We start from the raw sequence: 26,003 nt of genomic DNA, 5'->3' as shown, positions 1-26,003 counted from the left end.
TATCCTCCATTCCTTTCCAACATTGCAGAACCATCTGTGCTGCAGCACATTGATCTGCTTTACGCCAAATACATCAGCCATTAAAATACTGCTTTATATAAAAATGTTGTAATTTATCAATCTGTTGTTGTGACAATCCGGACTCTGATAAAGTTCCTTTCGATAAACGATTCTGAAAGATTCCTTCTACCAGCTTCTGTGTAGAAACACCTTCCTTCTGACCGCTTTTTTCCAAATATTCATTCGTTGACACAATACAGTCTGTAAACAGTACAATAGCCGCTTCCAAAGACTTTGGTTTTTCATGCCGCATACTGTGCTGTCTGATAATATCCGTCAATTCCTTCGGGAAATCATATTCCTCCGCAAGTTTAACACCTGCATCAATATAATTCGAAACTCCCATAATCCTGCCAATCTCATGATATAGGCCGCCAGCCTGCGCCAACAATACATTTCCTCCCATATGTCTGGCCGCTTGCGCTGACACACTGCTGATCGTCATCGAATGTATAAACAACTGTCCGGAAAATTCCTGCAGCCGCAATAACAATCCAAAATCAGCCTCTAATATAAGGCTCAATTTTTTGTTCAATTCCTGCTGCTTCGCTAACTCTGTTTCTGTCATCTTTCCAGAATGTTGGCGATAAAATACATACCACCACACAAACAGAAACAACAGGATTATGCTTCCATACTCCATTAAGATCTTTTGTGGAGTGTTCTTAAACTCTTGCAATATTGACGGCAGCATAAACTGATGCCGCAATATCTGTAATACACTTTCCAACACTAACATCAAAATACCAACATACGATAACACACGTCCGGTAAGCTCTTGTGATAAAAGCCATATGCAGACAAACCCGAAAAATGTAACGATCAACAGCTCTCTTGCGCTGAAAGACGCACTGTGCAGCAACAAATTTTGCGACAGCAGCGCAATAAAAAGAATAACAGACTGTTCAATACCACTTCCGATCGAAACCATAATGACCGGCAGCAGCCACAAATATCCCAACGACTGCCAGGCACTGCATGCTAACATGACATTGGACAGCGCAAACAAAAAGACCAGGATAAGCTTGTCCTGTAAGCTGTGACCTCTTACTTCTTGTATATAGCCGGAAAATTTGTGCCACAAAAAAACAATAAGCAGTGAAAACACAACATTTGCTGTCCAGACATAGATCGGTTGATGTTGAGTAAAGCCCTGCAACGCACTTCCAAATGCTATCGACAAATACATGCCTATCCAAAAAAGAAGTTTACGCTGGTATATTCTGCGCCACATGCTCTTCCATCCTCCTCATCTATCTGTGTCCGGTTTTTCTATGTTCAGCACCCCGGTTTTCTTTGAACTGATTTCTTTTACGCTGTTTTTCCATACGTTTATCGTAATCATCATATGCCTTAACGATCTGCTGAACCAGCGGATGACGTACTACATCCTGATTAGTCATATGTGCAATACCTATGTCCTCAACCTTGCCAAGTACATCTAACGCCTGATCCAGACCTGAAGTTGTTCCGCTCGGCAGATCCTTCTGAGTCAGATCACCGGTAATAATTACCTTCGAACCAAATCCAATACGTGTTAAAAACATTTTCATCTGCGCCGGCGTCGTGTTTTGCGCCTCATCAAGAATAATATAGGAATTATCCAGCGTTCTTCCTCGCATATATGCCAATGGCGCAACTTCGATCAAGCCCTTCTCTACATTGCGCAAATAACTGTCTGCACCCATGATCTGATGTAATGCATCATAAAGCGGACGAAGATAGGGATCAACTTTACTTTGCAGATCCCCCGGTAAAAAACCAAGTTTTTCTCCTGCTTCGATCGCCGGTCTGGTCAATATAATACGACTTACCTCATCACGCTTAAATGCCTCGATCGCCATCGCCATCGCCAAATATGTCTTACCGGTCCCGGCAGGGCCTATGCCAAATACGATCATTTTCTTGCGAATAAGATCAATATACGCCTTTTGTCCTGCTGTTTTCGGTTTCACCGGCTTTCCCTGAATCGTATGACAGATAATATCAGAATCTATTGATACCAAATCCGGTGTACGATGCTCAAGAATCATTCCAAGCGCATAGTTCACATTTTGTTCCGTCACTGTATTGCCACGTCTTGCAAGCTCTAACAGCTGCATCAGCACGCTCTCCGCCTGCTTGACATCCGCTGCCTCACCGATCAGTTTTAACGTACCGTCTCTTGCCACCATCGTAACATTAAGTGCACGTTCTATTTTCTTTAAGTGTTCATCCAGCTTACCAAATACATTAGCCTCGAGTGCAGCCGGAATCTCAATGAGCGTTTCCATAATTGCCATCTGTTTTTATTTCCTCTTTCTGTTTCTTCCTTTCGGAAACTGATATTTTATGGTATTTATGATGCGAAGACCGCCATATAACCGTATCTTTCAGTTTGTACCCGCTACCAAGGACCTGAAATTCCGGAGCTGTCTCCTGAATCTGATACCCGTCTTCCTCTTGACGGCGAATATATTCCCGATGCAGGTTCAACAGTTTCTTCTTCGCCTGTTTCCGCGTATACACCATTTTTTTGGAATACATCTCCTGATAAGATGCCTTCACCCAATAAAAAGGAGAACGCGGTATCACTTTTGAGCATAGTTGCCCACTCTCAGTAATTATAGCATATTTCCTATCACTTTCCAAACGATTTAACGGATTATGCAAAAAAAATCGATTTTGCTGATATCGAAGACAATACACATTCTTTTTGTGTTTCTCAAGGCCGTGCTTTTGGTATGTCTTGCTCAAATACTTGTTATATTCTTTCTTTCCCTCGATCACCACAGTTCCTTTCGCACGTACAAAACGAATATTCTGAATTACATCGCCATCTCCGATCACTTCTACCTTACCTGAAATTAAAACATCGCCTTTTTTTACTTTTGCTCCGGCATGTACCTGCGGCGTTCCCTCCCTAGTGACAATAGAGATTACTTTACCATCGTGTGCAGCGATAAGATCAGCCGCCGAAGAAGCATCTTTTTTTTCTTTCATTAACGTTACTTCCTGCAATCGAACAAACAAACAGCTTCCTTTTTTTTCAACAGAAACCCATCCAATATCCTGATATCTTCTTCGGATCTGTTTGGCAAGCTCTGTGCAGCTTAAACCTTTTGACGGCATTCCCATATACACACCGCTCTCATTTAGAAAACGCCGCAAACTTTCTTCGGTATGATATTGTTCTCCTTCAAATGATATGCCCCATATTCTGCCTGCCAAAAATATTATTCCGGCAAGAAACAAAATGAGCCCGGCAAAAAAACTTGCTCTTTTCTGTATGCTACTCAGCAAAAAAGGGCCGCCGTGACGCTTTACAACAATGGGTACTGCATGTGTTTTCCGAACGATCGGACGCAATCTCCAAAAATTTTTTAAGGATATATCTGCATATAGGTGTTTACGTTTTGTATCCCAATAAACATTCCAAAGCGGAATTTCTTTATACCTGCACATATTAACAAACCGCTCAATTTCTCCATCTCGAAGCCGTATTGTTACATAGCCCGCAAGCCATCCGATTACTTTATGTACCATGAAAGCCCTCATTTCCACACTGAAACCATCCAATTAATATCACAAAAAACGCCCCTTATACAACTTACAGCCATGCATTCAAACTTCTCACCTCAAAAACCATCATGTCATAATAAGCAATATGTGACCCGATAGCAGCTTTTGATGTGCGAAGTTTGGATTGTATATATAATGGGGCTAGTGATATTCTATGGTGCCGATTTCTCCTACAACACACATGCCGTCATCCCGAAAATATGCAATGACTAAATTTCTGCCAATAATATGGATCCGCCCTGTCTTTGTCTGAATCCGTATCAAGGAGTCCGTATACTCTATTATATTCCGATAATTTTCAATACATAACCTGCCTCTGCCATATCCCATTAATAATGGTGCTCCGGCAATAATATCTTCCGACATTTGAAACTTTCTGGAAATGGCAGACGCAATCTTTGGTTCTTCATCCGCAGGTTTAACATGTGCCTTCGGATGATGTTTATGCCTATTCCCACGTTTTCCAAGTGTTGTCACCTGTATTCTCCCATCCTGCTGCTTCCTCCTTATATTCTATGCAACAGTCCCAAATTGTTACCTCTGTTTGCATTGCGTAATCTTTTTAAATACGCTATACTTATATAGGCTTTTTGTATTTTAGCTGGGAAAGGACACGAATTATGCATGAGAAATATGACCGCGATATGATCGATCTGTTGCGAAGCATTCAGAATATTGATTATATTGAGCCGGATGAGATTCCGAACATTGATTTGTATATGGATCAGATCACAACTTTTATGGACGATCACTTAAAATCCTCCAAGCGATTTGAGGATGATAAGATCCTAACAAAGACAATGATCAATAATTACTCTAAGAACAATCTTCTCCCACCTTCGGAGAAGAAAAAATATTCTCCGGAGCATATGGTGTTACTGCTGTTTATCTATTACTTTAAGAACTTTTTGTCGATCAATGATATCCAAAGCATTTTGGCACCGATCACAAAACGTTTTTTTCACTCCGAAAATGGTCGTAACTTAAATACCGTTTATGAAGAGATTTTTCAACGACAATACGAAAATATTGACTTTGAAGTACGTGATATGATCCGCAAACTGCGCGACTCTAATAAGGCATTTGCGGATATTGAGGATGATGAAGAAAGGAAACTCCTGAGCAACTTTGCTTTTATCTGCTCACTATCTTTTGATATTTGGGTAAAGAAAAGCGTGATCGAATCGATCATTGATAAAGATATGATGGATCAAAAGAAATCGAACAGCAAAAAGAAAAACTAACATCTGATCATCACAAAAGACTCTGGGGAACAATGTTGAATCATTGTTCCCCAGAGTCTTTTTACAATTCATCAGAGACTTAACAAAGAAAGATGATGTGGTATGGGAAGTTTGAATCATTAAATATCAAGTTCTAATTGAACTTCTTCTTCTGCCTCCAGCTTAAAATCCTCAATCTTTTCCGGATTGACAACCGGAAGATCATCTAATGACTCAATACCAAAGTTCCGCAAAAATTCCTCAGTCGTCGCAAAAAGGATTGGTCGTCCCGGTGCATCCAGGCGACCTGCTTCGCAAACCAGATTATACTCCACTAATTTGTTGACCGAATGATCCGATTTCACACCTCGGATATGTTCGATCTCCACCTTTGTGATCGGCTGCTTATAAGCGATGATCGACAACGTTTCCAACAATACATCCGTTAAAACATGCTTTTTCGGAACATGGGCAATACGGACGATCGCCTCATACATATCTGCTTTCGTACACATCTGAAACGCACCATCCAGTTCTATGATCTGAATACCACGATCCTCTGCCGCATAATTATCCATCATGCTGCGGATCACCTTGCGGCATGTATCCTCATCCTGCTCTGTTGCCGCTGCGATCCTTTCCAATTCTACTGCCTCTCCCATTGTAAAGAGAATAGCCTCTATTTTAGCTTCTAGCTCCGAAAGTTTCACACCAAACGGACCTCCTTTCTCACTCTATCCGCTTACGATCACTACTCACTGGAAGGAATGATCTCTCCCTCGTATTTTACGGTATTGTCATAAGTTATATAAATATCATCAAAGATATTTTCCTGAACGATCTTTAATTTGCCGACTTTCATCAATTCCAAAATTCCCAAAAAGCTTACAATGATCATCGTCTTGCTTGGCTGGCTTTCTAGCATCTGGCGAAACGAAAATTTTTGATGAAGCATTGCATACTCTTCGATAAACAGCATACGATCCGCCAGTGTAACAGATTCTTTCTCAATCTTACCAAACTTACTTCGGATCGGATCGATCTTATCGACTTGTTTCTTCATCACAGAATGAAAAATTGTCTGCAATTTTGCCAATGTAACATCTGACAACAATTCTTCAACATTGACTTCTTCTTTGATGTCTGCAATTTCTGCGGGGATCGTAGATTCTTTGAACAGCAATCTTGCTGCATCCATCTGCTTATCCTTTAACTCATAAGACGCATACTTATATGTCTTGTACTCTAACAAGCGCTCTACCAATTCCGCACGGGGATCTTCCGGCTCACCCTCCTCGGTCACCTCTACCGGAAGAAGCATTTTGGACTTTATCTTTAACAGCGTTGCCGCCATCACCAAAAAATCGCTCATAACATCCATGTCCTTGCGATCCATTTGTGCGATGATCTCCAAATATTGCTCCGTGATCTGCACGATCGGAATGTCAAAAATATCTATTTTATTTTTTTCAATCAGATGCAGTAACAAGTCTAGCGGTCCGTCAAACGCATCTAACTTTACCGAAATCACACTGGAATCCATCGCCACTTCTATCTCCTTTGGTTTTAAAGTTATTGGGATCAATGATTACTTGTAATAATCAAACTGCAGATCATACATACGTACGGTATCTCCCTCTTCAATGCCAAGACGTTCCAGTTCCTCCAAAATACCACTGGTCTTAAGGAACTTCTGGAAAAACTGGAATCCCTTTTCAGAGTCCAGATTCGTATAGCCTAACATTCGCTCAATACGCGGGCCTTCTACAACATACATATTATCTTTTTCGTCATATTCTACGGTATATGGTTCATCCGCAAAATCCATCTCATCTAGAACAAACTCGCGCTCAAAGACCGTCGGTTCTTCATGAATATCATCTAACATCTTTTTCACATGATACAACAGTTCTTTGACACCCTTACCGCTAACTGCAGAAATCGGGAATACCGGTATTCCCTTTGGCTCAAATTCTTCACGAAGCAGGCTGATCACGGTATCTTCTTCAGTCCCATAAAATACGTCTGTTTTATTCGCTGCGATCACTTGTGGACGTGCCGCAAGCTCCTCGCTGTATTTCTTTAATTCCTGATTAATAATATTAATATCATTGAGCGGATCTCTTCCCTCAGTGGATGCAGCATCTACCATATGGATAAACACCTTCGTCCGTTCAATATGACGCAGAAATTCATGGCCTAAACCGATACCGTCTGCGGCACCCTCAATGAGACCCGGAATATCTGCGATCACAAAACCATCGGTACCTTCCAGATCAACGACACCAAGCATTGGCTGTAAGGTTGTAAAATGATAATTGGCAATCTTTGGCTTTGCATTGCTGACGCGTGACAGAAACGTTGATTTACCAACATTCGGAAATCCCACCAATCCAACATCTGCGATCGTTTTTAACTCTAATATAACATTTAGCTCTCGCCCCGGCTTACCAGGTTGTGCATACTTTGGCACCTGCATAGTCGGCGTCGCATAATTCATATTTCCCTTACCGCCGCGGCCACCTTTAAGGATAACCTCACGTTTACAGTCATGAGACATATCAACGATCACTTTTCCCGTCTCAGCTTCTTTTACAACTGTGCCTTCCGGTACCTTTACGACCAAATCTGCACCGTCTGCTCCATGGCATCGTCTTCTTCCACCGGGCTGTCCATCCCCCGCAACATACTTTCGGATATGTCGAAAATCATTTAATGTATTCATTCCCGGATCGACTTCAAAGATCAGATCTCCACCGCGGCCACCATCGCCGCCGTCAGGACCTCCTGCAGCCACATACAATTCTCTTCGGAAACTAACATGTCCATCTCCGCCCTTTCCGGAACGGATATATATTTTTGCACTATCTGCAAACATGGGCTCACCTTCCTTCTAGCAATAAAATAACAAATCTCTATCAATATATATTTTATGAAATATGATACAAGCGCTTTACAGTTTGACGCTGCATAACACCACTTCTATCTCTACGAAAAAGAGGCTGTACAATGACAGCCTCTTGTATCGGTAACCGGCTCTACCGGCTCAAAGACTATTTTGCTTCTACTGGATATACGGAAGCCTGCTTCTTGTCTCTACCTTTTCTCTCAAAACGAACAACACCGTCTACCAATGCAAACAATGTATCGTCACCACCACGTCCTACATTAACGCCTGGGTGAATCTTTGTTCCACGCTGTTTGTAAATGATGTTACCAGCGAGTACAAACTGTCCGTCTGCTCTCTTTGCTCCTAATCTCTTAGACTCGGAATCTCTACCGTTCTTAGTAGAACCCATTCCTTTTTTATGAGCAAATAACTGAAGGTTCATCTTTAACATGTTTCTACACCTCCTGCTTTCTCTTATACTTAATTTTCAGATATCGTTTGCCATATTCTGCTTGTATTCCCTGTAGTCCTAATACAAGCGAACGAAGTAACAATTCGGCTTCAGGGCTGATCTGTTCGGACGTTATTCTCATCTCCACAAGATCCGGCTGCATCGTTGTCGTGACGGTGTCACCTGTAAATTCCTCTATAGAATTGATCGTGTTGATCACCAATGCCGAAACACCGGCGCATACAATATCTTTTCCATATTTGGCATACCTTGCATGACCTTCCATTCGGAAGCCGTCATACACATCCTTTTGCCGTTGATAAATGGTTATATTTATCATTCTGTCACCTATTAAGCGTTGATCTTCTCGATCTTAACCTGTGTGTAAGCCTGTCTGTGACCGTTTTTCTTATGATAACCGGATTTTCTCTTGTATCTGTAAACGATTACTTTCTTAGCCTTACCCTCTTTTACGACAGATGCAGTAACAGTAGCGTTTGCTACGTCTGCGCCAGCCTTAAGGGAGCCATCACTTACAGCAACAATGTTATCAAATGTAACTGTCTCACCAGCTTCTACAGCAAGCTTCTCAACGTTGATCACGTCACCTTCGGAAACTTTATACTGCTTTCCACCTGTTGCAATAATTGCGTACATAGACCTGTTCCTCCTTCATTATTACTCGCTAACTACGGTGTCCGTCCCTGCAAATTCTTACAAAAACAGCACTTCAAGGTACCTCGTTAAGCGGCACACTTGATTAGCTTATCATCATGTCTTAAAAATGTCAATACATTTTGCACAAATATTTGCCATATGTAACAGGCTGTTATTATAGCCTGCTTATACACTAATCCTCTTCCAACATTTGGATCTCCAAATAATCAAAATCTATCTCATCAATAAAGGAGTCCTTTGTAAATCTTGTCTTGTCTCTCCGCTGAAAATCTTGTATATTGCTCTCCAACCAGATAGGCTTGCTCAGATCAAAGGTATAACACATCTCTTCGATCGCATCAAATACTTTGCGGGTACGATTTTTATCCGTAGCAGCATCGCAGATCGTAATATCTTGCAGCAAATGATTGTCTTTCCAAATCTTTCCCCAGATCCGAAACATGTTTGTCCTCCTTTTTCATTATTTTGTCATAATCTTATTAATGTTCTTGATCAGCACTGATATTGTTCCATCGGCGTTTGTGATAAACTCCACCTGATCAATATCTTGATATTGTTCCATTGGGATGTTGATCTCAATACCGGTGTCTGTTTTTAAATACTGTTTTTCAAATTTTTTCGTCGTCTGTTCGCTCTGTGGCTTTACCTCGGCCTTCTCCATATGGTATTTTTCCATTTTGGCATCAAACTCTTCTTTGATCTCCGGTGTACTGCCATACATTTTCTCGCTGATACGCTCAACCTGGATCGCACCATTTTCCTCGATCTCCTGTTTCAAAATGCTTTTCGTTTCCATCTGCTTTACAGGTTCCTCCGAAAAATGCTTTTTGTTGACCTGCTCAACTGCTCTGGTAACGACTGCTAATTTTGTCTTATCGGACATCGCTGCCTTACACTGCAGATACAGTTCGGATAAATAATTTACTTTTTCCCCATTCACTTCGTATTTCTTTTCCACAATGCGGACAGAGAAATCCTGCAAATTGATAATGACAGCCTCGGACAGTTTGGATCCGGATCCCGGCAAAGTTGCCTGATAACGGATAATACTATTTACATTACCGGCTTCCTCTGCATTCGTCATATGCACAAAACTTTCTTTGTAATTCATTTTAAGCAGCGCAAGATATTTCTGTCCGGCAACCTGAAAGGTTACAATTGCCAGATCCGCTGAGGGAATTGCAACATTTGCATTCATGATCCGGTACAATTCGTCTGTCAGACGTTTACTGTCCGCAACGAGATCATCTTCACTAAATTCTTTAACAATGTCATACACCGGAGAATCTTCTTCCTCCGGAAAATAACATTTTTTCATGTCATCTCCTGACATCAATTTAAAGATATGACTCCGAAAGAAATCGTTAATATCCGGCGTTAGATCCAGTTCCTGCTCCGAATAGACCGGATACCCGAGCGTCGCGTCCAAAATATGTACAATACCTCGCCGAATAATAATGTCCTCTTTTTGTTTGACTACTCCTGTTTCCTGAAAGGATATATCCATCTCTGCCTCCTATCCTTTGCTAGTTTGTGATCATTTCCGCGATCTGTTCTCTTGTCACCGGGATCGGTACTGCTGCCAGTTTACGTTCTGATGATGTGATCTCCTTCAAAATAGCTTCTTTTTCTGCATCCGTGATCTCCGGGGTCCCAAGACATTCACGGATCAATCCCTCAAACTGCTCCAAACTGCCAATGCCCAAACTTCTGAGGATCATCATCACCTCAACATCCATCTGTTCCGCAAACAGACGCAAATAACCGGGCAGAAAATATCCCACTGCCTTTCCATGCGGTATCCCCTTATGGTACGTCAGATAATAGCTCATGCCATGCGGAAGTGACGTACCGGTATGTGCGATTGCCATTCCTGCAAGACTGGAAGCTAACATCATATTTTCATAATCTTCCTCTTCCGGATCCATGCCGAGCAACACATTTTTACAGCCACCCCACACTTCAAATCCTGTCATGCAAAGCATACGGCTGTATTCACCGGCATGCGAATTAAAATAGCTTTCAATCAAATGTCCCAACGCATCGATACAAGTATTGGCAAGAACCTGCACAGATGCAGTCTTTAAGTATTTCGGATCGACCAAAGCAAGTTTCGGAAAAATCTTATGTGGAATGCTTTGTTTTGTCTGAATATCATCTCTTGTCAAAATTGCATACGGTGTCACCTCTGACCCTGTTCCACACGTTGTTGGAACTGCTACAACCGGCAATGCACGCAATGTGATTTTCTGATACAAAACTTCACTGGAAGTATCGCGGTTATGGATCATCATTGCAATGGCTTTTGCCGCATCTAACGGGGAGCCTCCCCCTACACCGATCACAAAATCTGCGCCCTGTTCCCTGCCGATCCCGGCTGCATCCATAACCGTTGCGATGGATGGATTTTCTTCAATCCGATCATAAACAATATATTCTGTACCGCATGTTTCCAAAGCGGCCATAACATCTGCAAGTGATCCATTTTGTTTGGAAGAATGGCGTCCGGTTACGATCAACGCCTTTTTACCAAAAGAAGCGATCTCCTCTGCATGATTCGCTACTGCATTCCATTCCTGATACACCTTCGTCGGCATATAAAAGTTCATTGCTGTCATATCAATCCTGTCCTTTCTTTAACTGTTCGTAGAAAGATTTGCGAACTTTTTTGCGAGTTACCTCTACCAGACCTAACGCTGTCATATCGACAACCGTTGTCTGAACGGGATCTTTCGCCGTCGCCCTTTCCAAAGCCTGAAGCACCTTTTCTTTGTGTTCAGGATCTTTCATATCAATAAAATCAATCAATATCATGCCGGAAAGATTTCGCAAACGCAACTGTCTGGCGATCTCCTCTACCGCTTCCATATTGACCTTCAAAAACGTCTTTTCCACATCTTTCTTTTTAGAAATTGCCTTGCCGGTATTCACATCAATAGCGATCAATGCCTCGGTTGGCTGAATGATCAGATAACCACCGCCCCGAAGCCAAACTTTAGGACGTAACACTTTCTCGATCGTCCGGCTGATATCATATACCGCATCCATTTTCCCATGATCCGGATCCCATAGTGTTAGCGGCATACTGTCCTGCAACCCACCGGCTTCCAAATATGTTTGGATCTGAGCATATAATTCTTCATCGTCGGTCAAAATGCCGGTTGACTGACCGCCCAAGCTATCCCTAATTTGGGACAGATAGCCATCTGCTGCACGGTACAACACACTATATACCGTTCGATGTATTCCCTGTTTTGTAATCTGTTCATACTGTTTTACCAGTCCTTCGATCTCGCCCCGAAACGTCATTTCCTCACAGGAGGCACTGTTGGTTCTCGCCACAAACCCATAAGATTCACCGGCATATTCCTGCAAAATGCAGCGTAAATTTTCCCGCTTGTCCTCATCTTGGATCTTTTTTGACACACTCGTTACAATACCATTTTTGCGGGTAAGAACCGCATATCTGCCAGGCAGCTCTATCGCACAGGATACCGTCGGTGGCTTTGTTTTCACTGCCTCCTTTGTCACCTGAACGATCAATTCATCACCGATCAATATACGGTCATCGTTTCTCGGTGTTCCATCGGTATGAATCGGTGCAATCTGTCCTGTCAGAGGAAGATAACCCATCTGTCCTTTGGCAAACTCGACAAAAGCCGCATTAATATTTTTTACTATATTGCGCACTTTGGCAACATAGATATTGCCCAAAATACCGCCATCCGAATCTTCTGCCTGTAATTGAACAATCTTTCCATCCTGCACTCTCGCAAAAAGGATCTTGTCCTCTCTGCGTGTCACTAACAACTCTTCTTTCACGCTATTAACCACGCCTTTCACCTTTTATGCTTTATCATATTCGGACAAAGGCAGCAAACGACATGGTGTTTCTGAAGAAAACGTATGCACCTCGCCTTTTTTGCCATCTGCATCACCATACATTTCCAGTCGATGGATCTGAACATCCAAAAACGAAAAGGTATCTCCGGCAAATGCCGCCATCGCCTCTAAGACCAGCTCCGGTTTTATATTTACCACACTGCCTGCTGTAAGCTGCATATAGAGCAGCGGGCGGTACGCAGACCCCTCCAGGCAGCTCTCTTCGTACTTCAAACCGGTATGCCCCTGCAATTGCTCCAAACCAGTTGATAAGTGATAGATATTATCCCGAATATCTACTTCTTTCTCCGAACGCTTGGTCTTTTTGAGGATCGTGATCGAAGACTGCTCCATAAAGCGGTGCACCAGCTCCTCCAGATCTACTCTCTCCAAAAAGGAAGTCTTGTCCGGTTTGGCCGCGATCATATAATCACAGGCCGCTAACATTGCCATCGACGGTCTTGCATCATCCTTTAAGATGGTAAGATTCCGAACCCGGATTTCCTCATTCATCTGCTCATTCATCTGCTCTACGATCCGGTCAGCATCTTCCACCTGATCCAGCGTCAGATCCATATACTCTCCGTCACTGCTTAATCCGATACCAAGCGGTGAAGAAAAAGACATCAACTGATGCGGTGAAAATCCCTGACTGTAACTGACCGGGATCTGCGCACGTCGAAAAGCCTTCTGAAAATAACGCATAACATCCAAATGTCCAACAAAACGCATCGATCCACACTTGGAAAACTTAATTCTGGTCTTCATCTATTTCCCGTTCCTTTCTAATTTCTCGCCTCAACGCAGACACCACAGCCAAATTTTGCAGCACCACAGCCGGCACATTTTGCGCGGCAGTTTGGTGTCACTTCTTCCGCCAGAGATCGTTTATATTCCCGCAGCATAAACTCCTTCGTTACTCCAATATCAATAAAATCCCACGGAAACAGCTCGTCCTCGTCACGCGTTCTTCCATTGTAAAATGCCATGGTGAGCCCATGATCTTCCATTGCTTTCTGCCAGCGGTCATAGTGGAAATACTCGCTCCACGCATCATAGAAACAGCCATCCTGATATGCTTGAAGGATCACATCATTCAGTCTGCGGTCTCCTCTGGCAAACACACCCTCCAACTCCGATACATCCGCATCATGACAGTTATACTTGATACTCTTTGCATTAAGCTGATTTTTGATCTTGTCCAACAAAAAGAAACGCTTTTCCTTCGCCTGCTCCTTTGTATTCATCGGTGCCCATTGGAACGGTGTAAAAGGCTTTGGTACAAAGATCGACGTACTCGTTACAATGTTTACTTTGCCGTTTCTCTGATCCTTCGGCAACGTATAATATTCTCTGGCAATCTTATCTGACAGCTCTGCGATCCCCGCAATGTCATCTTCCTGCTCTCCCGGAAGTCCTAACATGAAATACAGTTTTACTCGATTCCATCCACCGCGGAACGCATCCATAGCACCTTTTAAGATCACCTCTTCCGTCAAACCTTTGTTGATCACATTACGCATACGCTGTGATCCTGCCTCCGGTGCAAACGTCAGACTACTTTTGCGAATATCCTGTACTTTCGACATTACATCCAACGCAAACGCATCAATACGCAAAGACGGCAGCGAAATATTTACCCCTTTGTCCCGGTATTCATCGATCAGCCAATATACTAATTCCGGCAGTTCCTTGTAATCGCTGGAGCTGAGGGAACTTAAGGAGATCTCATCATACCCCGTGGATTCTAACATTTTTCTGGCATGATCTTTCAAAAATTCCAAGCTGCGCGGACGGATCGGTCGATACAGCATTCCCGCCTGACAAAATCGGCATCCGCGAATACAGCCGCGCTGAATCTCTAATACGACACGTTCCTGTGTTGCCTTGGTATAAGGTACAAGCGGTTTCTCCGGATAAAAGGTGTCTGACATCTTGTCCTCCACCTGCTTTATCACTTTCTTCGGTGCCTCTTCACAAATCGGATAAAAATCTGCCAATGTTCCATCCTCATTGTAACTCGCCTCATAAAACATCGGCACATAAATGCCCGGGATCTGTGCCGCACGTTTGAGAAATGCCACCCTGTCTTCACCGGTCTTTTTCCATTCTTTATACGCATCCATCAGATCAAAATATACCGTCTCTCCTTCTCCGATATAAAACATATCAAAAAAGTCTGCAATCGGTTCCGGATTATACGAGCATGGACCGCCACCGATCACAAAAGGATCCTCCATCGTTCTATCGACTGCTTTCAGCGGTATCTGTGAAAGATCTAACACCTGCAAAATATTGGTATAACACATTTCATACTGCAACGTGATCCCTAAAAAATCAAATTCTTTGATAGGATCCTGTGACTCTAATGCAAACAACGGGATCTTTTGCTCCCGCATGATCTTATCCAGATCCACCCATGGTGAATAGACACGCTCGCAGTATATATCCTCTCGCGTATTAAACATATCATATAATATTTGAATCCCAAGATGTGACATACCAATCTCATAAACATCCGGGAAACACATACAAAAACGTATATCAACTTTTGATGGATCCTTTTTTACCATATTGATCTCGCCGCCAATATATCTGGCCGGTTTTTCCACCGACAAAAGTACCTCATCGCTCAATGCCAGTTTTCTCATGTTCATCCTCATTTCTTGACAAAAAGACGTTCACCGGTAAAAATCCCGCCTCTTTGTATCCTATACTTTTATTTTGTAAATTGACTTATCCCCTGTGCAACAGCATCTGACACCTGTTCCCACAAGTGATTATCCATGAGACATTGCTCAATCCACTCCTTATCGTACCCAAAAACAGAACCATTTTGTAAGCAATAGCACACTGCTATACTAAAAAGCATCCCTGCCGTCACCAACCGGAGCAGACGACCGGGATGCTCAGAGCGTTTTGCCGTTTCATATGTCATATTTTCCCGGCCAAATGCTTGTCGAGCCATATGAAGACGTTCCTCCCGGCTTTCTACCGGTTCTATCCCCTCTAAAACAACCTTATTCTGTTTTTTATATTCCTGCTGTCTCATCACATATTCTCCAACACTGATCACTTTTGATAGTATATATGAGACAACCGGCACAGATATTCCTATTTCCACTGCAATACAACAGTTGGATACTGCGCACGTGTCAGATTTATTGCTGCCATGGATCGTTTGGATACTCTTCACAACGATCTCTCGTCAATAAATTTGCCAATGCGTCTTTTGCAGACAGATCACCAAACAGCACCTCGTTGATTTCCGATACGATCGGCATGCTAACCTGATATTTCTCGGCTAATTTCTTCGCCGCTTTCGCCGAATAAACACCCTCTACAACCTGTTTAACCTCATTCATCGCTTCGTCCATCGTATAGCCTTTACCGATCAACACACCTGCATTGTGATTGCGGCTGTGTTTGCTCGTACAGGTCACGATCAGATCACCGATACCAGATAATCCTGCAAACGTTTCCAAACGTCCTCCCATCGCAATCCCAAGTCTGGCAATTTCGGTAATTCCCCTAGTGATCAACGCTGCCATGGTATTATCACCACAGCCAAGTCCCACACTGATGCCCGCCGCTAAGGCAATGACATTTTTGATCGAGCCACCAAGTTCGATGCCGATCATGTCAGAGCTGGTATATACTCGAAAACGATCGTTCATAAAAACTTCTTGCAGATAGCAGGCGAACTCTTTCGTCTTCGCTCCTACCACAACGGTTGTCGGCATTCCAATCGAAACTTCCTCTGCATGGCTTGGTCCGGACAAAACAGCAACTTCTGCACACGGAATTTCCTGCTTGATAATATCACACAATGTCATCAACGTATCTTCCTCAATGCCTTTTGCCACATTAACAATACGCTGTCCCTCCGGAATATAAGCTGCTGCCTCTTTTGCCGTTGCGCGAACGAACGGAGATGCTACCGAAAAGACAATCAGATCATTGCCCTCGCAGGCCTGTTTTAAGTCTGAAGTGACAACAATAGAATCCGGTAGTTTCACACCCGGCAAACGATGAATATGTTCTCTGTGCTGCTGCAGCATATCCACCTCAGCCTGCACTTTTGACCAAAGAGTAACGTCATGTCCGTTTTGTGCTAACATAATCGCCAGAGCAGTACCCCAGCTGCCTGCCCCCAAAAAGCTTACTTTACTCATTTACCTTCTCCTCCTTTTTTGCCCCAATCTTATTCTCCGTACCATGAAACAGCCTGACAATATTCTGTCTGTGCTGCACATAAGCCAACACGGTAAATAATAAACTTAAGATCATCATATGTAAAAACAACGGATTCTTTCCATCCAGCCAATGAAATACCAATGTATTCACCGGGATATACCAGGCTACAAATAATGATCCCACTGATACATACCGTGTTATAGCGACTGCAATAATAAAAATCGCAAGACCGATCGGTATCATGATCGGATTGGCTGCCGATAATACAACGGCCGCCGTAACTGCAATTCCTTTACCGCCTTTAAATCTTAAATAGAATGGAAAATTGTGTCCTAAAACAACGCCTAAACCAAGGTATAAGCATAATAAATAGGCTTCTTCACCTTGAAACAGACAGCGGATGATCACAATGGGAACAATTGCTTTTGCCAAATCGCCGACAAATGTAATAAGTGCCGGAAGCTTACCGAGTGTTCGAAGCACATTCGTTGTTCCTGCATTACCGCTTCCCTTTGTTCGAATATCCATATGATACAGTTTGCCAACGAAATAACCGCTGGATATACATCCGCAAAAATAACCAATCACCAGACAAATGATACGGTACAACATCATCTTTTACCTCTCCTAATCACTTTTATTTTTTACTGCGCTCGCGAATCAGAAATCGCAGTGGCGTTCCTGCAAAGCCAAACGCTTCTCGTATTTTATTCTCCAAATAACGGGTATACGAAAAATGCATTAGCCGTTTATCATTTACAAAGACAACAAAAGTCGGTGGTTTCACACTCACCTGCGTCATATAGTAAATCTTCAAACGGCGTCCTTTGTCTGAAGGTGGCTGCTGCATCGCAACTGCCTCCATCAAGATCTCATTGACCACTCCGGTAGCAATACGCAGCGAATGATTCTGGATTACCGTCTCTAATGCATCAAACAACTTTGGAATACGCTGCCCGGTCTTGGCCGAGATAAATAAGATCTCCGCATACGGCATAAACGATAATGTATTGCGGATTTCATTGGTAAATTTCTTAACCGAATGATTGTCTTTCTCAATGGCATCCCATTTATTAACCGCAATGATCATACCGCGTCCGCGGTCATGTGCAATACCTGCAATCTTGGCATCCTGCTCCGTAATGCCTTCCTCGGCATCGATCATCAGCACGACCACATCAGCACGTTCTACCGCCGATACCGTTCGCAAAATACTATATCGCTCAATTTCTTCCTTGATCTTATTTTTGCGTCTGAGTCCCGCTGTATCAATAAACACATAGTCTTTACCTTCCCAGCAGATGTCAGTATCGATCGCATCACGAGTCGTACCGGCTACATCCGATACGATCACACGGTTCTCTCCTAACAGTTTATTGATCAAAGAGGATTTACCAACATTGGGCTTACCAACGATTGCGATACGCGGTCTCTCATCCTCTTCCTCTTCCAGATCTTTTGGGAACAATGCTGTTACTTCATCCAGCATATCACCCAGTCCCATCTTATTCAGAGAGGAGATAGGATGTGGATCCCCAATTCCCAGATTATAAAACTCATAGACATCCGGGAGCATCTTGTCGTAATTATCTACCTTGTTAACGACCAATACGATATCTTTGTGCGCCTTGCGCAGCATATCAGCCACCTTATAATCCGCATCCAGAACACCCTGCTGCACATCTACGACAAACATGACGACATCAGCCATTTCAATCGCCATTTCCGCCTGTTCTCGCATGCTGCGCAGCATCTGATTGCTTGTCTCCGGCTCAATACCACCGGTATCCATCAATGTAAAATTATGATTCAGCCAGCTAACTTCCGCATAAATACGATCTCTTGTTACACCTGGCGTATCTTTGACAATTGCGATCCGCTCTCCGGCGATCATATTAAACAGCGTTGACTTACCAACATTTGGTCTTCCAACGATAGCCACAATTGGTTTACTCATATCTTTCCTCATTTCTGCACACATTTTCCATGCATTACAACCCCTGTGTCAAGTGTGCTCCGACACAATCACTGCACTATTGCTCAACAACATTCTTTACGAGATAAGAGAGTACTTTCTCACGTAAAAGATCTTTCTTTACAATTGTTTTCGCATCAAATCCATAATAAGACTTAAATGTCTTATTCAATTCTTTCTCATTCTTACTTCCGGTATTCGTTAAAAGCTTGTCCAACTCGCTTTTATACTCTTTGTTCGTAATTTCCAGGTTCTCTTTTTCAGCAATTGCATTGTAAACAACTTCTTCACCGGCTGCATCCTTAGCAGTTTGCTCTTTTTGTGATTCATAGCTGTCTTTTGTCATATTCTGTGCTGAAATATAATCATCTAATGTCGTATTCTGCTGTTTCAGATACGTATTTAAAGCGGTTTCCAGACGAGTCTTGTTATCCTCGATCAACTGCTTTGGATAATTGGAAATCTTGGAATCCGATACAACTTTGTCCCATGCCATATCTTTTACAACATCCTCGCGAAGTTTTGCCTGATACTCCTTGGCTGTATTATAACCGGACACATTGTTCTTTACAAATGTATCATCAAACTTTGGCACATTTGCCTTACCACGCTTAGAATTGATCGTTACCGTAAATACTACCGGCTTTCCTGCAAGATCCGAATTGACCGAATACTTCTCCGGGAAAGTAAGCTTAATGTCACAGGTTGAACCAATCTTCTTACCGATCAATGCCTTTTCGAAACCGTCAATAAACGTATTAGAACCGATCGTAAGATCGTAACCGGATGGGTTGGTATCTTTTGTCAAAGATCCGCCGTCAAATGCTTTACCGTCTACTTTTCCTACATAGAAAATATTGACCGTATCTCCATTTGCTACCGTTCCTTTCTTCACAGCCTCATACGTTTTATTCTGATCCAACAACTGATCGATCTGCGTCTTGAGCTTTGACTCAATATCTGTTTTTTTGAGCGTAACTTTTTTGTATTCTGTCAAGGTAACCGCTTTCTGATAATCAATATTCTCCACCTTCTGCTCTGTCGTCTTTTTCTTGCCACATCCTGCTAATGTTGTTACACACAATGCAACGCACAGTGCAGTTGCAAAATACTTCTTTAAATTTCTCACAATATTCCTCCTTATTTTGGCCTTTACCAATCCACGATTTATCTCTCAAACCGTATATTTTCCTGTTATTTTAGAACAAAATTCGATCCAAAAAACACTTTGTCACAATATACAACACTCTACGTTATACCATAAAACGACCAAAAAAGAAAGTCTATTGACTGAAAAACTAAAACACGGTATATTTTTATAGGACAATTCTTTGTTCTCTCCAGACAGGATCGTGAGCAGAACATTAGAATAAAATCGGTTATTTACAGAATGGAGAAATAAGATCATGGCAAACAGAAAATTACAGGATGCAATGCCTCTCGCTCCACTTAAGATCGTGGCAATGGGTGGCTGTAGTGAAATCGGTAAACGAGTAAATGAGATCATCATTGCAAGACGTAAAGAAGCTCTTGCAGCTTCAAACAAACCGGATTTTATGACATCAGATTATTCCATCGACAACTATTTGGTTGACTTTGAATGTCTTCGCTTCGGGACCGGAGAAGGACGTGCTGTCGTCAACGAATCGATCCGAGGAAGCGATCTGTTCATTATATCGGATACTGTCAACTATCATGAGACGTATGATATGCATGGCAATAAGACGCATATGTCACCCGATGATCATTTTATGGATCTAAAGCGTGTCATCATGGCCTGCAGCGGACATCCAAGACGAATCACTGTGATCATGCCATATTTGTATGAAGGCAGACAGCACGTGCGTCTGATCAATGAATCCTTAGACTGTGCACAGGCAATGCAGGAACTGATCCGCATGGGCGTTGAAACGATCATTACTTTTGACGCGCATGACAATCGCGTCCAGAATGCCATCCCTAACAACGGATTTGATAATTTCTTCACATCATATCAATTTATCTCGACAATCCTAAATGATATGCCGGATCTTATTGTGGATAATGAACATTTAATGACGATCAGCCCGGATGAGGGCGGTATGCGCCGTGCGGTATTTTATTCCAACCAGCTTGGTGTCGATATGGGTATGTTTTTCAAGCGCCGCAACTATTCTACACTGGTGAATGGAGAGCATCCTGTGATCTCCATGGAATTCCTTGGTAATGATGTTTCCGGCAAAGATGTGATCATTGTGGACGATATGATCGCTTCCGGCAAAACAGTACTGGAAGTTGCCAAAGAGCTCAAAAAAAGAAACGCTGCACGCGTTATTATCTGTGCAACGTTTGGTTTATTCAATGACGGACTGGAGGAACTTGATCAGGCATACAAAGAAAAGGTATTTGATCATATTTACACAACAAACCTTTGCTACTGCCCTTCCGCTCTAAAGGAACGTCCTTATTATCATAACGTAGATCTGAGCCGTTACATTGCACTGATCATTGATACTCTTAATCACGACACATCTGTCAATGACATTATGAATGCAACAAAGCGTATTCAGGAATTGTTAGAAGAACGTTCTAAGAACATTTCTTCCAAATAAATCCGTTCAAATTGCCACGTTTGCCGGCAGTTGCACGGTGTGAAAATAACAGATCTTTATGACAGCAGGTGCACACTCCGGATACCTGGATCGACTTCGGAGGAACACCTGCTTCTTTTAATGTTTCATAACAGGCTGCCCAGAGATCTAACTGATATTTGCCCGGTTCTCTACCCGGTTCAGCAATCTGGCGCATCTGATCTTCTGCATATACGCAGCTTAGTGCACTCACTACATCTTCACTTACTTCATAACATTGTTGACAGATCGATGGTCCAATGACACAAGCCATATCCTTCGGATCTGAACCATATTTCTGAACCATCATTTCTATTGTTTTGCGGCCAATCTGACCAACTGTTCCCCGCCAGCCGGAATGAGACGCGGCTACAATGCGGTGCTTCGGATCCACAATGAATAATGGAACACAGTCTGCATAAGATGTTGCAAGAACAACATTTTCTTCTGCCGTAATAAGACCATCTATTCCCTGAAGTTTCCTGTGTAATTCCGGTCCTGCCGTATGCTCTTTCGTAACACTTACTACCTTTGTATCATGCACCTGATCCGAAAATACATAGTCATCTGCGCTGACACCGATCGCCCCGGCAAACAAACGGTAATTTTCTTTTACATTTTCCAGGTCATCTCCCTGTTTCCAGCCAAAATTCATACTGGATAAATACCCTTCGCTAACGCCACCTAACCGTGTCGAAAACGCTGCCCCCATCCAGTCTTTCCAAGGATCAAAACAAGAAAATCGCAGCACTGGGATGCCATTTTGTATTTCCATATATGTCGAGTACTGCGATGACATACGTTCGTATTCCTTAGCCTCCGGTGTATTTTTATTTTGACTCCATTCTACACTACCAAACTTTTTCTCAAAAGCTTCTCTGCTCCATTTTTTTCGCATTATTTTCCTCCTTTTTAGCCGCAATAATCAAATGCATCTTGTATATGCGTTACCGCACTCCCCTGCACTGTGATCACATCAAAACGACAAGGTCTTTGTTCCTCATAGCCATGATAGGCATAATAATACATTGCAGATTTACTGATTCTCCATTGTTTGCGATGATCTACCGCATCCGTAGCTGCACCATAACGACGGTTGCTGCGATATTTAATCTCCACGAAAACCAGCACTTCATCCTGCTGTGCTATAATATCAATTTCTCCATAGGGGGTATAATAATTACGTTCTACAATGCAATATCCCTGCTTTTTCAAATAATCCGCTGCAAGCTGCTCATATTTTGATCCTATCTGACGATTATTCTTTCCCATTAAATCCACCCATGACCTTACTTCTTCAAATGACAAACATCTCTTTTACTGGTGCACTTTCTGCCTCAAATGATATACATCCCTTTGACTGATGCACCTGCTTCTTCAAATGACAAACATCTCTTTTACTGGTGACCTTACTTCTTCAAGCGATCAACATCCCATTTACCCTTGATCTTATCCATAGAATCTACAAATACCAACACTTCCGCTACCACTTGATATAGCTCAGGCGGTATAAACTCACCGATCTCAACATTCTCCAGACTCTTCGTCAGCCCTGCATCCTGATGTACCGGGATATCATGCTCTCTGGCAGTATCTAAAATACGCTCTGCCACGTGCCCGCGTCCACTGGCAACCACTTTTGGCGCACGATCTTTTTCCGGTTCGTATTCCAATGCAACAGCCGAACGTTTTCGCACCTGTTTCATGACATCACGCCCGTAAATTTTCCCCTGATGCTTTTGTTCCATAAGCCATCTCACTCCATAAAATTCTTAATAAATGTTCTGCGATGGATCGGGCAGGGTCCATACTTTTTGATCGCTTCAATATGTTTTGCTGCCCCATATCCCTTATGACCTGCAAATCCATACTCTGGATATAATGCATCCATTTCCATCATCATATGATCTCTTGTTACTTTTGCGATGATACTTGCCGCCGCAATAGAAACACTTTTGGCATCTCCTTTGATGATGCCCACCTGTTTCGTCTCAACCTCCGGAATGTGCACGGCATCTACTAACAACAGATCAGGTGCCGGCATCAAAGCTGCTATGGCATCCCGCATCGCCTCATATGTTGCCTGTAATATGTTGATCTGATCGATCCGCTCTGGCGATGCAATCCCTACGCCATAACAAATCGCCTTTTCCTTGATCTCCTCATACAATTCTTCCCTGCGCGCAGCCGATAATTTTTTAGAATCATTCAGATATAAAATTTCCACATCTTCCGGCAGGATCACTGCTCCAGCTACTACCGGACCGGCAAGCGGACCTCTGCCCGCCTCATCGATCCCGCAAATCGCATGATATTCACTGTATTTATGTTCAAAAAAACGCATTGTCTCTAAGCGTTCCCGCTCTTTCACAAGTTTTTGCGCTTCTTTTTGATATTTTGTAATAAGATTTTGAACCCCTTTCCGGGAATCTCCGGCATATTGCACATAAAGAGCCTCTTTGTCGTCACCTGACTGTTCAAACTCCTGCTTGATCTGTGCGATCGACTTTATATCACTCATAAGCTCCTCCTTACTGTTGTCTTACCCGGCAATGCCTCCCATTTTTGAGAGTGGAAAAATACGTGCACAAGCCTTTCCGATAATGCTTTTACGCCTTATCAGCCCTACATAACTGCTTCGACTGTCCGTACTCATATTACGGTTATCTCCCAATACAAAATACTCATCATCCGCTAATGTGATCGGCTCCACCGCATCTCCCGGATCATCGATCACTTTATCTTTTCCATAAGTGTCATCTTTTAATTCTTTGCCATTAATATATACTTTTCCCTCTATGATCTGCACTGTCTCTCCAGGCAGTCCAATAACACGCTTAATGTATTTGGTATCCGAATTGTAGTAAGGCACCGGAAATACGACGACATCATACCGTTTGGGATCTCCAAAATAATAACTCATTTTCTGGATCAATACTGTATCCCCATTGGTCAACGTAGATTCCATTGATTCGCCTTCTACTTTCGTTGGATTTACAACGAAAGAGGTCACAACTGATGCAACACAATATGCAATAAATACACAGATGGCAATGACTAAAAGATTTCCAAATAAACGTGAAGCTTTCGTCTTTTGTTCCTGTAACTCTGGATCTTCGGACTTTTCTTTCACCGTATGGAACACATCCGATAGAATATCGACCGCTTTGTCCTTACCAACCTTTACCATATCAAGTACACGCTCTACCGGTGGTTTCACACCATTCTCTGCACGTTCCTGACGAATTCTGGCATTTTCTTTATCTGCCTGCCGCTGAATCAATGCATTTCTTTTTGCACGTGATTCTTTACGCTCTTTCTCTAATCCTTGAGCAAAGATTTCATTGATCTGTTTCTCAGATAATTTCTGCTTACTGACACCACCTGCCGCAGTCTGCGTCTGTCCCGGATAGCCAGATGCACTGGTTCCTGTATACATCTGCTGCGCTGTATTTTGTGTACGAGGGTCAGTATATACCGGTTGCTGTGTCCTGTTCTGTGTATGTGGATCAATATACACCGGCTGCTGTGTCCTGTTCTGTGCAAGCGGATCAGTATATACCGGCTGTTGTGTCGCACTCTGTGTACCATAACTTGCAGCATACTCTCCTCTGGCTCTCGCAGATTCCTGCTCAAGCTGATGAATACGCGCTTCCAAGGCTGCAACTTCTGCCTGACGTTTCAGCTCCTCTGCACGCTCCTGTAGTATTCTTGCTTCAGCTTCTGCCTCCATCGCTGCACGCTGACGCTCTGCTGCCAAAGAGCTATTGCTCTGTATAAAGGTTTCACGTGCAGCACTTTCTGCCTCACGCTGTTTTTGTATTCTCTGCTGCTGTTCCTGTTCTATACGCAGTTGTTCCTGCTCCGTCTGCTGTTTTTGTGCTTCTATGCGCAATCGTAGCTGTTCTGCCTGATCTGCCTGTTTCCGACTCTGCACTTCCATCTGCTGACGTGCCTGTTCCATTGCTGCAGCATGCGCTCTCGCCTCTTCCTCACGCTGAAGCTGCTCCTGTTTCGCCGCAAGCTGTCTTGCTTGCTTCTCCTGCTCCCGAGCCGCATTGCCTCCTGCCTTGCCTGAACCTCTCTCTGTCTTTCCAATTCCTGTCTTCGGATTGATTCCTGCTTTGCAAGCTCCTGTTGACGTAATGTTTCTTGTTGTTTTGCAAGCTCCTGTTGTCGCTGCTGCTGTAGTTTAGCACGAGTTCTGGCAACTGCCTCTCGTTGTGCCTGTGCAATACGTTGTGCTTCCGCTTCTTCCAACTGTTGTTGTTTTCTTGCTAACGCTTCTGTCTCTGCCCGCTGCTGCTGTAATTTATTCTGCAGCTCCAACTCATGTCGGTGCTGCTCTAAAGCAGCCTCTTTTGCTGCTTTTCTTTCCTGTTCTGCCTTAAGTCTGGCTGCTTCTTCTGCTGCCTTTCTTTCCTGTTCTGCCTTAAGTCTGGCTGCTTCTTCTGCTGCCTTTCTTTCCTGTTCTGCC

At 43.0% G+C, this 26,003-nt stretch carries 28 protein-coding genes and 1 pseudogene; 2 read left to right on the top strand and 27 right to left on the bottom strand.

The window, feature by feature from the left end:
• Window positions 1-73: 73 nt before the first annotated feature.
• The 4 genes from DW981_RS05475 to DW981_RS05460 form a co-directional block, all read right to left on the bottom strand.
• Window positions 74-1,294, bottom strand: coding sequence for an HDIG domain-containing metalloprotein (locus DW981_RS05475; RefSeq protein ID WP_118507032.1), 1,221 nt, complete (start codon window positions 1,292-1,294; stop codon window positions 74-76).
• A 19-nt stretch (window positions 1,295-1,313) separates the two neighbouring features.
• Window positions 1,314-2,342: a PhoH family protein gene (locus DW981_RS05470; RefSeq protein WP_022025144.1), complete on the bottom strand. Its 1,029-nt coding sequence runs from the start codon at window positions 2,340-2,342 to the stop codon at window positions 1,314-1,316.
• Window positions 2,317-3,585: a sporulation protein YqfD gene (locus tag DW981_RS05465; protein WP_182434146.1), complete on the bottom strand. Its 1,269-nt coding sequence runs from the start codon at window positions 3,583-3,585 to the stop codon at window positions 2,317-2,319. The genes DW981_RS05470 and DW981_RS05465 overlap by 26 nt, the downstream gene beginning before the upstream one ends.
• A gap of 177 nt (window positions 3,586-3,762) precedes the next feature.
• On the bottom strand, window positions 3,763-4,098 hold the full coding sequence (locus DW981_RS05460; protein ID WP_243034662.1) for a YabP/YqfC family sporulation protein: 336 nt from the start codon (window positions 4,096-4,098) through the stop codon (window positions 3,763-3,765).
• A 143-nt stretch (window positions 4,099-4,241) separates the two neighbouring features.
• On the opposite strand from DW981_RS05460, the gene DW981_RS05455 reads away from it, so the two are divergent.
• A complete protein-coding gene (locus DW981_RS05455) occupies window positions 4,242-4,865 on the top strand; it encodes a DUF1836 domain-containing protein (RefSeq protein ID WP_022025141.1) in 624 nt (207 codons plus the stop codon).
• A 119-nt stretch (window positions 4,866-4,984) separates the two neighbouring features.
• Here DW981_RS05455 and scpB read toward each other — a convergent pair whose 3' ends face one another.
• The 17 genes from scpB to DW981_RS05370 all read right to left on the bottom strand — a co-directional run bounded on the left by scpB (window position 4,985) and on the right by DW981_RS05370 (window position 20,046).
• Window positions 4,985-5,554, bottom strand: coding sequence for an SMC-Scp complex subunit ScpB (gene scpB, locus DW981_RS05450; RefSeq protein ID WP_022025140.1), 570 nt, complete (start codon window positions 5,552-5,554; stop codon window positions 4,985-4,987).
• A 41-nt stretch (window positions 5,555-5,595) separates the two neighbouring features.
• On the bottom strand, window positions 5,596-6,387 hold the full coding sequence (locus DW981_RS05445) for a segregation/condensation protein A (RefSeq protein WP_022025139.1): 792 nt from the start codon (window positions 6,385-6,387) through the stop codon (window positions 5,596-5,598).
• Window positions 6,388-6,432: 45 nt separating this feature from the next.
• Complete coding sequence (gene obgE / locus DW981_RS05440) at window positions 6,433-7,722, bottom strand: GTPase ObgE (protein ID WP_118507030.1); 1,290 nt, start codon at window positions 7,720-7,722, stop codon at window positions 6,433-6,435.
• A 175-nt stretch (window positions 7,723-7,897) separates the two neighbouring features.
• A complete protein-coding gene (gene rpmA, locus DW981_RS05435; RefSeq protein ID WP_022025137.1) occupies window positions 7,898-8,185 on the bottom strand; it encodes a 50S ribosomal protein L27 in 288 nt (95 codons plus the stop codon).
• A 4-nt stretch (window positions 8,186-8,189) separates the two neighbouring features.
• Window positions 8,190-8,525 carry a ribosomal-processing cysteine protease Prp gene (locus DW981_RS05430; RefSeq protein WP_118507029.1) on the bottom strand — a complete coding sequence of 112 codons (336 nt, stop codon included), beginning with the start codon at window positions 8,523-8,525 and terminating at the stop codon, window positions 8,190-8,192.
• A gap of 11 nt (window positions 8,526-8,536) precedes the next feature.
• Window positions 8,537-8,842, bottom strand: coding sequence for a 50S ribosomal protein L21 (rplU, locus tag DW981_RS05425; protein ID WP_022025135.1), 306 nt, complete (start codon window positions 8,840-8,842; stop codon window positions 8,537-8,539).
• Between the two features lie 193 nt (window positions 8,843-9,035).
• Window positions 9,036-9,305: a hypothetical protein gene (locus tag DW981_RS05420; protein ID WP_022025134.1), complete on the bottom strand. Its 270-nt coding sequence runs from the start codon at window positions 9,303-9,305 to the stop codon at window positions 9,036-9,038.
• Window positions 9,306-9,323: 18 nt separating this feature from the next.
• Window positions 9,324-10,370: a nucleoid-associated protein gene (locus tag DW981_RS05415; RefSeq protein ID WP_022025133.1), complete on the bottom strand. Its 1,047-nt coding sequence runs from the start codon at window positions 10,368-10,370 to the stop codon at window positions 9,324-9,326.
• A 19-nt stretch (window positions 10,371-10,389) separates the two neighbouring features.
• Window positions 10,390-11,481: an iron-containing alcohol dehydrogenase family protein gene (locus DW981_RS05410; RefSeq protein WP_243034661.1), complete on the bottom strand. Its 1,092-nt coding sequence runs from the start codon at window positions 11,479-11,481 to the stop codon at window positions 10,390-10,392.
• A 1-nt stretch (window position 11,482) separates the two neighbouring features.
• The gene (locus DW981_RS05405) at window positions 11,483-12,697 is read right to left on the bottom strand and encodes a ribonuclease E/G (protein ID WP_118507028.1); all 1,215 of its coding nucleotides are present in this window, start codon (window positions 12,695-12,697) and stop codon (window positions 11,483-11,485) included.
• Between the two features lie 12 nt (window positions 12,698-12,709).
• On the bottom strand, window positions 12,710-13,513 hold the full coding sequence (locus DW981_RS05400) for a TIGR03936 family radical SAM-associated protein (protein WP_118507027.1): 804 nt from the start codon (window positions 13,511-13,513) through the stop codon (window positions 12,710-12,712).
• Between the two features lie 17 nt (window positions 13,514-13,530).
• Window positions 13,531-15,396, bottom strand: a complete 1,866-nt coding sequence (locus tag DW981_RS05395) for a TIGR03960 family B12-binding radical SAM protein (RefSeq protein ID WP_022025130.1) — start codon at window positions 15,394-15,396, stop codon at window positions 13,531-13,533.
• 68 nt (window positions 15,397-15,464) lie between these two features.
• Window positions 15,465-15,941, bottom strand: coding sequence for a hypothetical protein (locus DW981_RS05390; RefSeq protein ID WP_147352610.1), 477 nt, complete (start codon window positions 15,939-15,941; stop codon window positions 15,465-15,467).
• On the bottom strand, window positions 15,907-16,920 hold the full coding sequence (locus tag DW981_RS05385; protein WP_022025128.1) for an NAD(P)H-dependent glycerol-3-phosphate dehydrogenase: 1,014 nt from the start codon (window positions 16,918-16,920) through the stop codon (window positions 15,907-15,909). Before DW981_RS05385 ends, DW981_RS05390 begins: the two co-directional genes overlap by 35 nt.
• Window positions 16,913-17,557, bottom strand: coding sequence for a glycerol-3-phosphate 1-O-acyltransferase PlsY (plsY, locus tag DW981_RS05380; RefSeq protein ID WP_243034660.1), 645 nt, complete (start codon window positions 17,555-17,557; stop codon window positions 16,913-16,915). Before plsY ends, DW981_RS05385 begins: the two co-directional genes overlap by 8 nt.
• A 22-nt stretch (window positions 17,558-17,579) precedes the next feature.
• Window positions 17,580-18,899, bottom strand: coding sequence for a ribosome biogenesis GTPase Der (der, locus tag DW981_RS05375; protein WP_022025125.1), 1,320 nt, complete (start codon window positions 18,897-18,899; stop codon window positions 17,580-17,582).
• A gap of 76 nt (window positions 18,900-18,975) precedes the next feature.
• Window positions 18,976-20,046, bottom strand: a complete 1,071-nt coding sequence (locus DW981_RS05370; RefSeq protein ID WP_147352609.1) for an FKBP-type peptidyl-prolyl cis-trans isomerase — start codon at window positions 20,044-20,046, stop codon at window positions 18,976-18,978.
• Between the two features lie 274 nt (window positions 20,047-20,320).
• On the opposite strand from DW981_RS05370, the gene DW981_RS05365 reads away from it, so the two are divergent.
• Entirely contained in the window at window positions 20,321-21,508 is a 1,188-nt protein-coding gene (locus DW981_RS05365; RefSeq protein WP_347474512.1) for a ribose-phosphate pyrophosphokinase, read from the top strand.
• Here DW981_RS05365 and pgeF read toward each other — a convergent pair.
• From pgeF to DW981_RS15030, 6 genes and pseudogenes are all read right to left on the bottom strand, one after another.
• Window positions 21,486-22,424, bottom strand: coding sequence for a peptidoglycan editing factor PgeF (gene pgeF / locus DW981_RS05360; protein ID WP_118507024.1), 939 nt, complete (start codon window positions 22,422-22,424; stop codon window positions 21,486-21,488). The two genes, DW981_RS05365 and pgeF, sit on opposite strands and share 23 nt — an antisense overlap.
• Window positions 22,425-22,438: 14 nt before the next feature.
• A complete protein-coding gene (locus DW981_RS05355; protein ID WP_022025121.1) occupies window positions 22,439-22,798 on the bottom strand; it encodes a YraN family protein in 360 nt (119 codons plus the stop codon).
• Window positions 22,799-22,935: 137 nt separating this feature from the next.
• Window positions 22,936-23,274, bottom strand: a complete 339-nt coding sequence (locus DW981_RS05350; protein WP_022025120.1) for an EscU/YscU/HrcU family type III secretion system export apparatus switch protein — start codon at window positions 23,272-23,274, stop codon at window positions 22,936-22,938.
• A gap of 8 nt (window positions 23,275-23,282) precedes the next feature.
• Window positions 23,283-24,047 carry a ribonuclease HII gene (locus DW981_RS05345; RefSeq protein ID WP_022025119.1) on the bottom strand — a complete coding sequence of 255 codons (765 nt, stop codon included), beginning with the start codon at window positions 24,045-24,047 and terminating at the stop codon, window positions 23,283-23,285.
• Window positions 24,048-24,068: 21 nt separating this feature from the next.
• Window positions 24,069-25,490 (bottom strand): signal peptidase I, encoded by a 1,422-nt coding sequence (gene lepB / locus DW981_RS15570; RefSeq protein ID WP_243034659.1) that lies wholly within the window; start codon window positions 25,488-25,490, stop codon window positions 24,069-24,071.
• A pseudogene (locus DW981_RS15030) lies at window positions 25,412-26,003 on the bottom strand (hypothetical protein); the annotation flags it as partial. The pseudogene DW981_RS15030 and the gene lepB, both read right to left, overlap by 79 nt.

This window comes from Clostridium sp. AM49-4BH (assembly GCF_003478335.1).
Classification (GTDB): Bacteria; Bacillota; Clostridia; order Lachnospirales; family Lachnospiraceae; genus Butyribacter.
The sequence above is the reverse complement of the archived record's forward strand: the minus strand, read 5'-3'. Positions and strand labels throughout refer to the sequence as shown.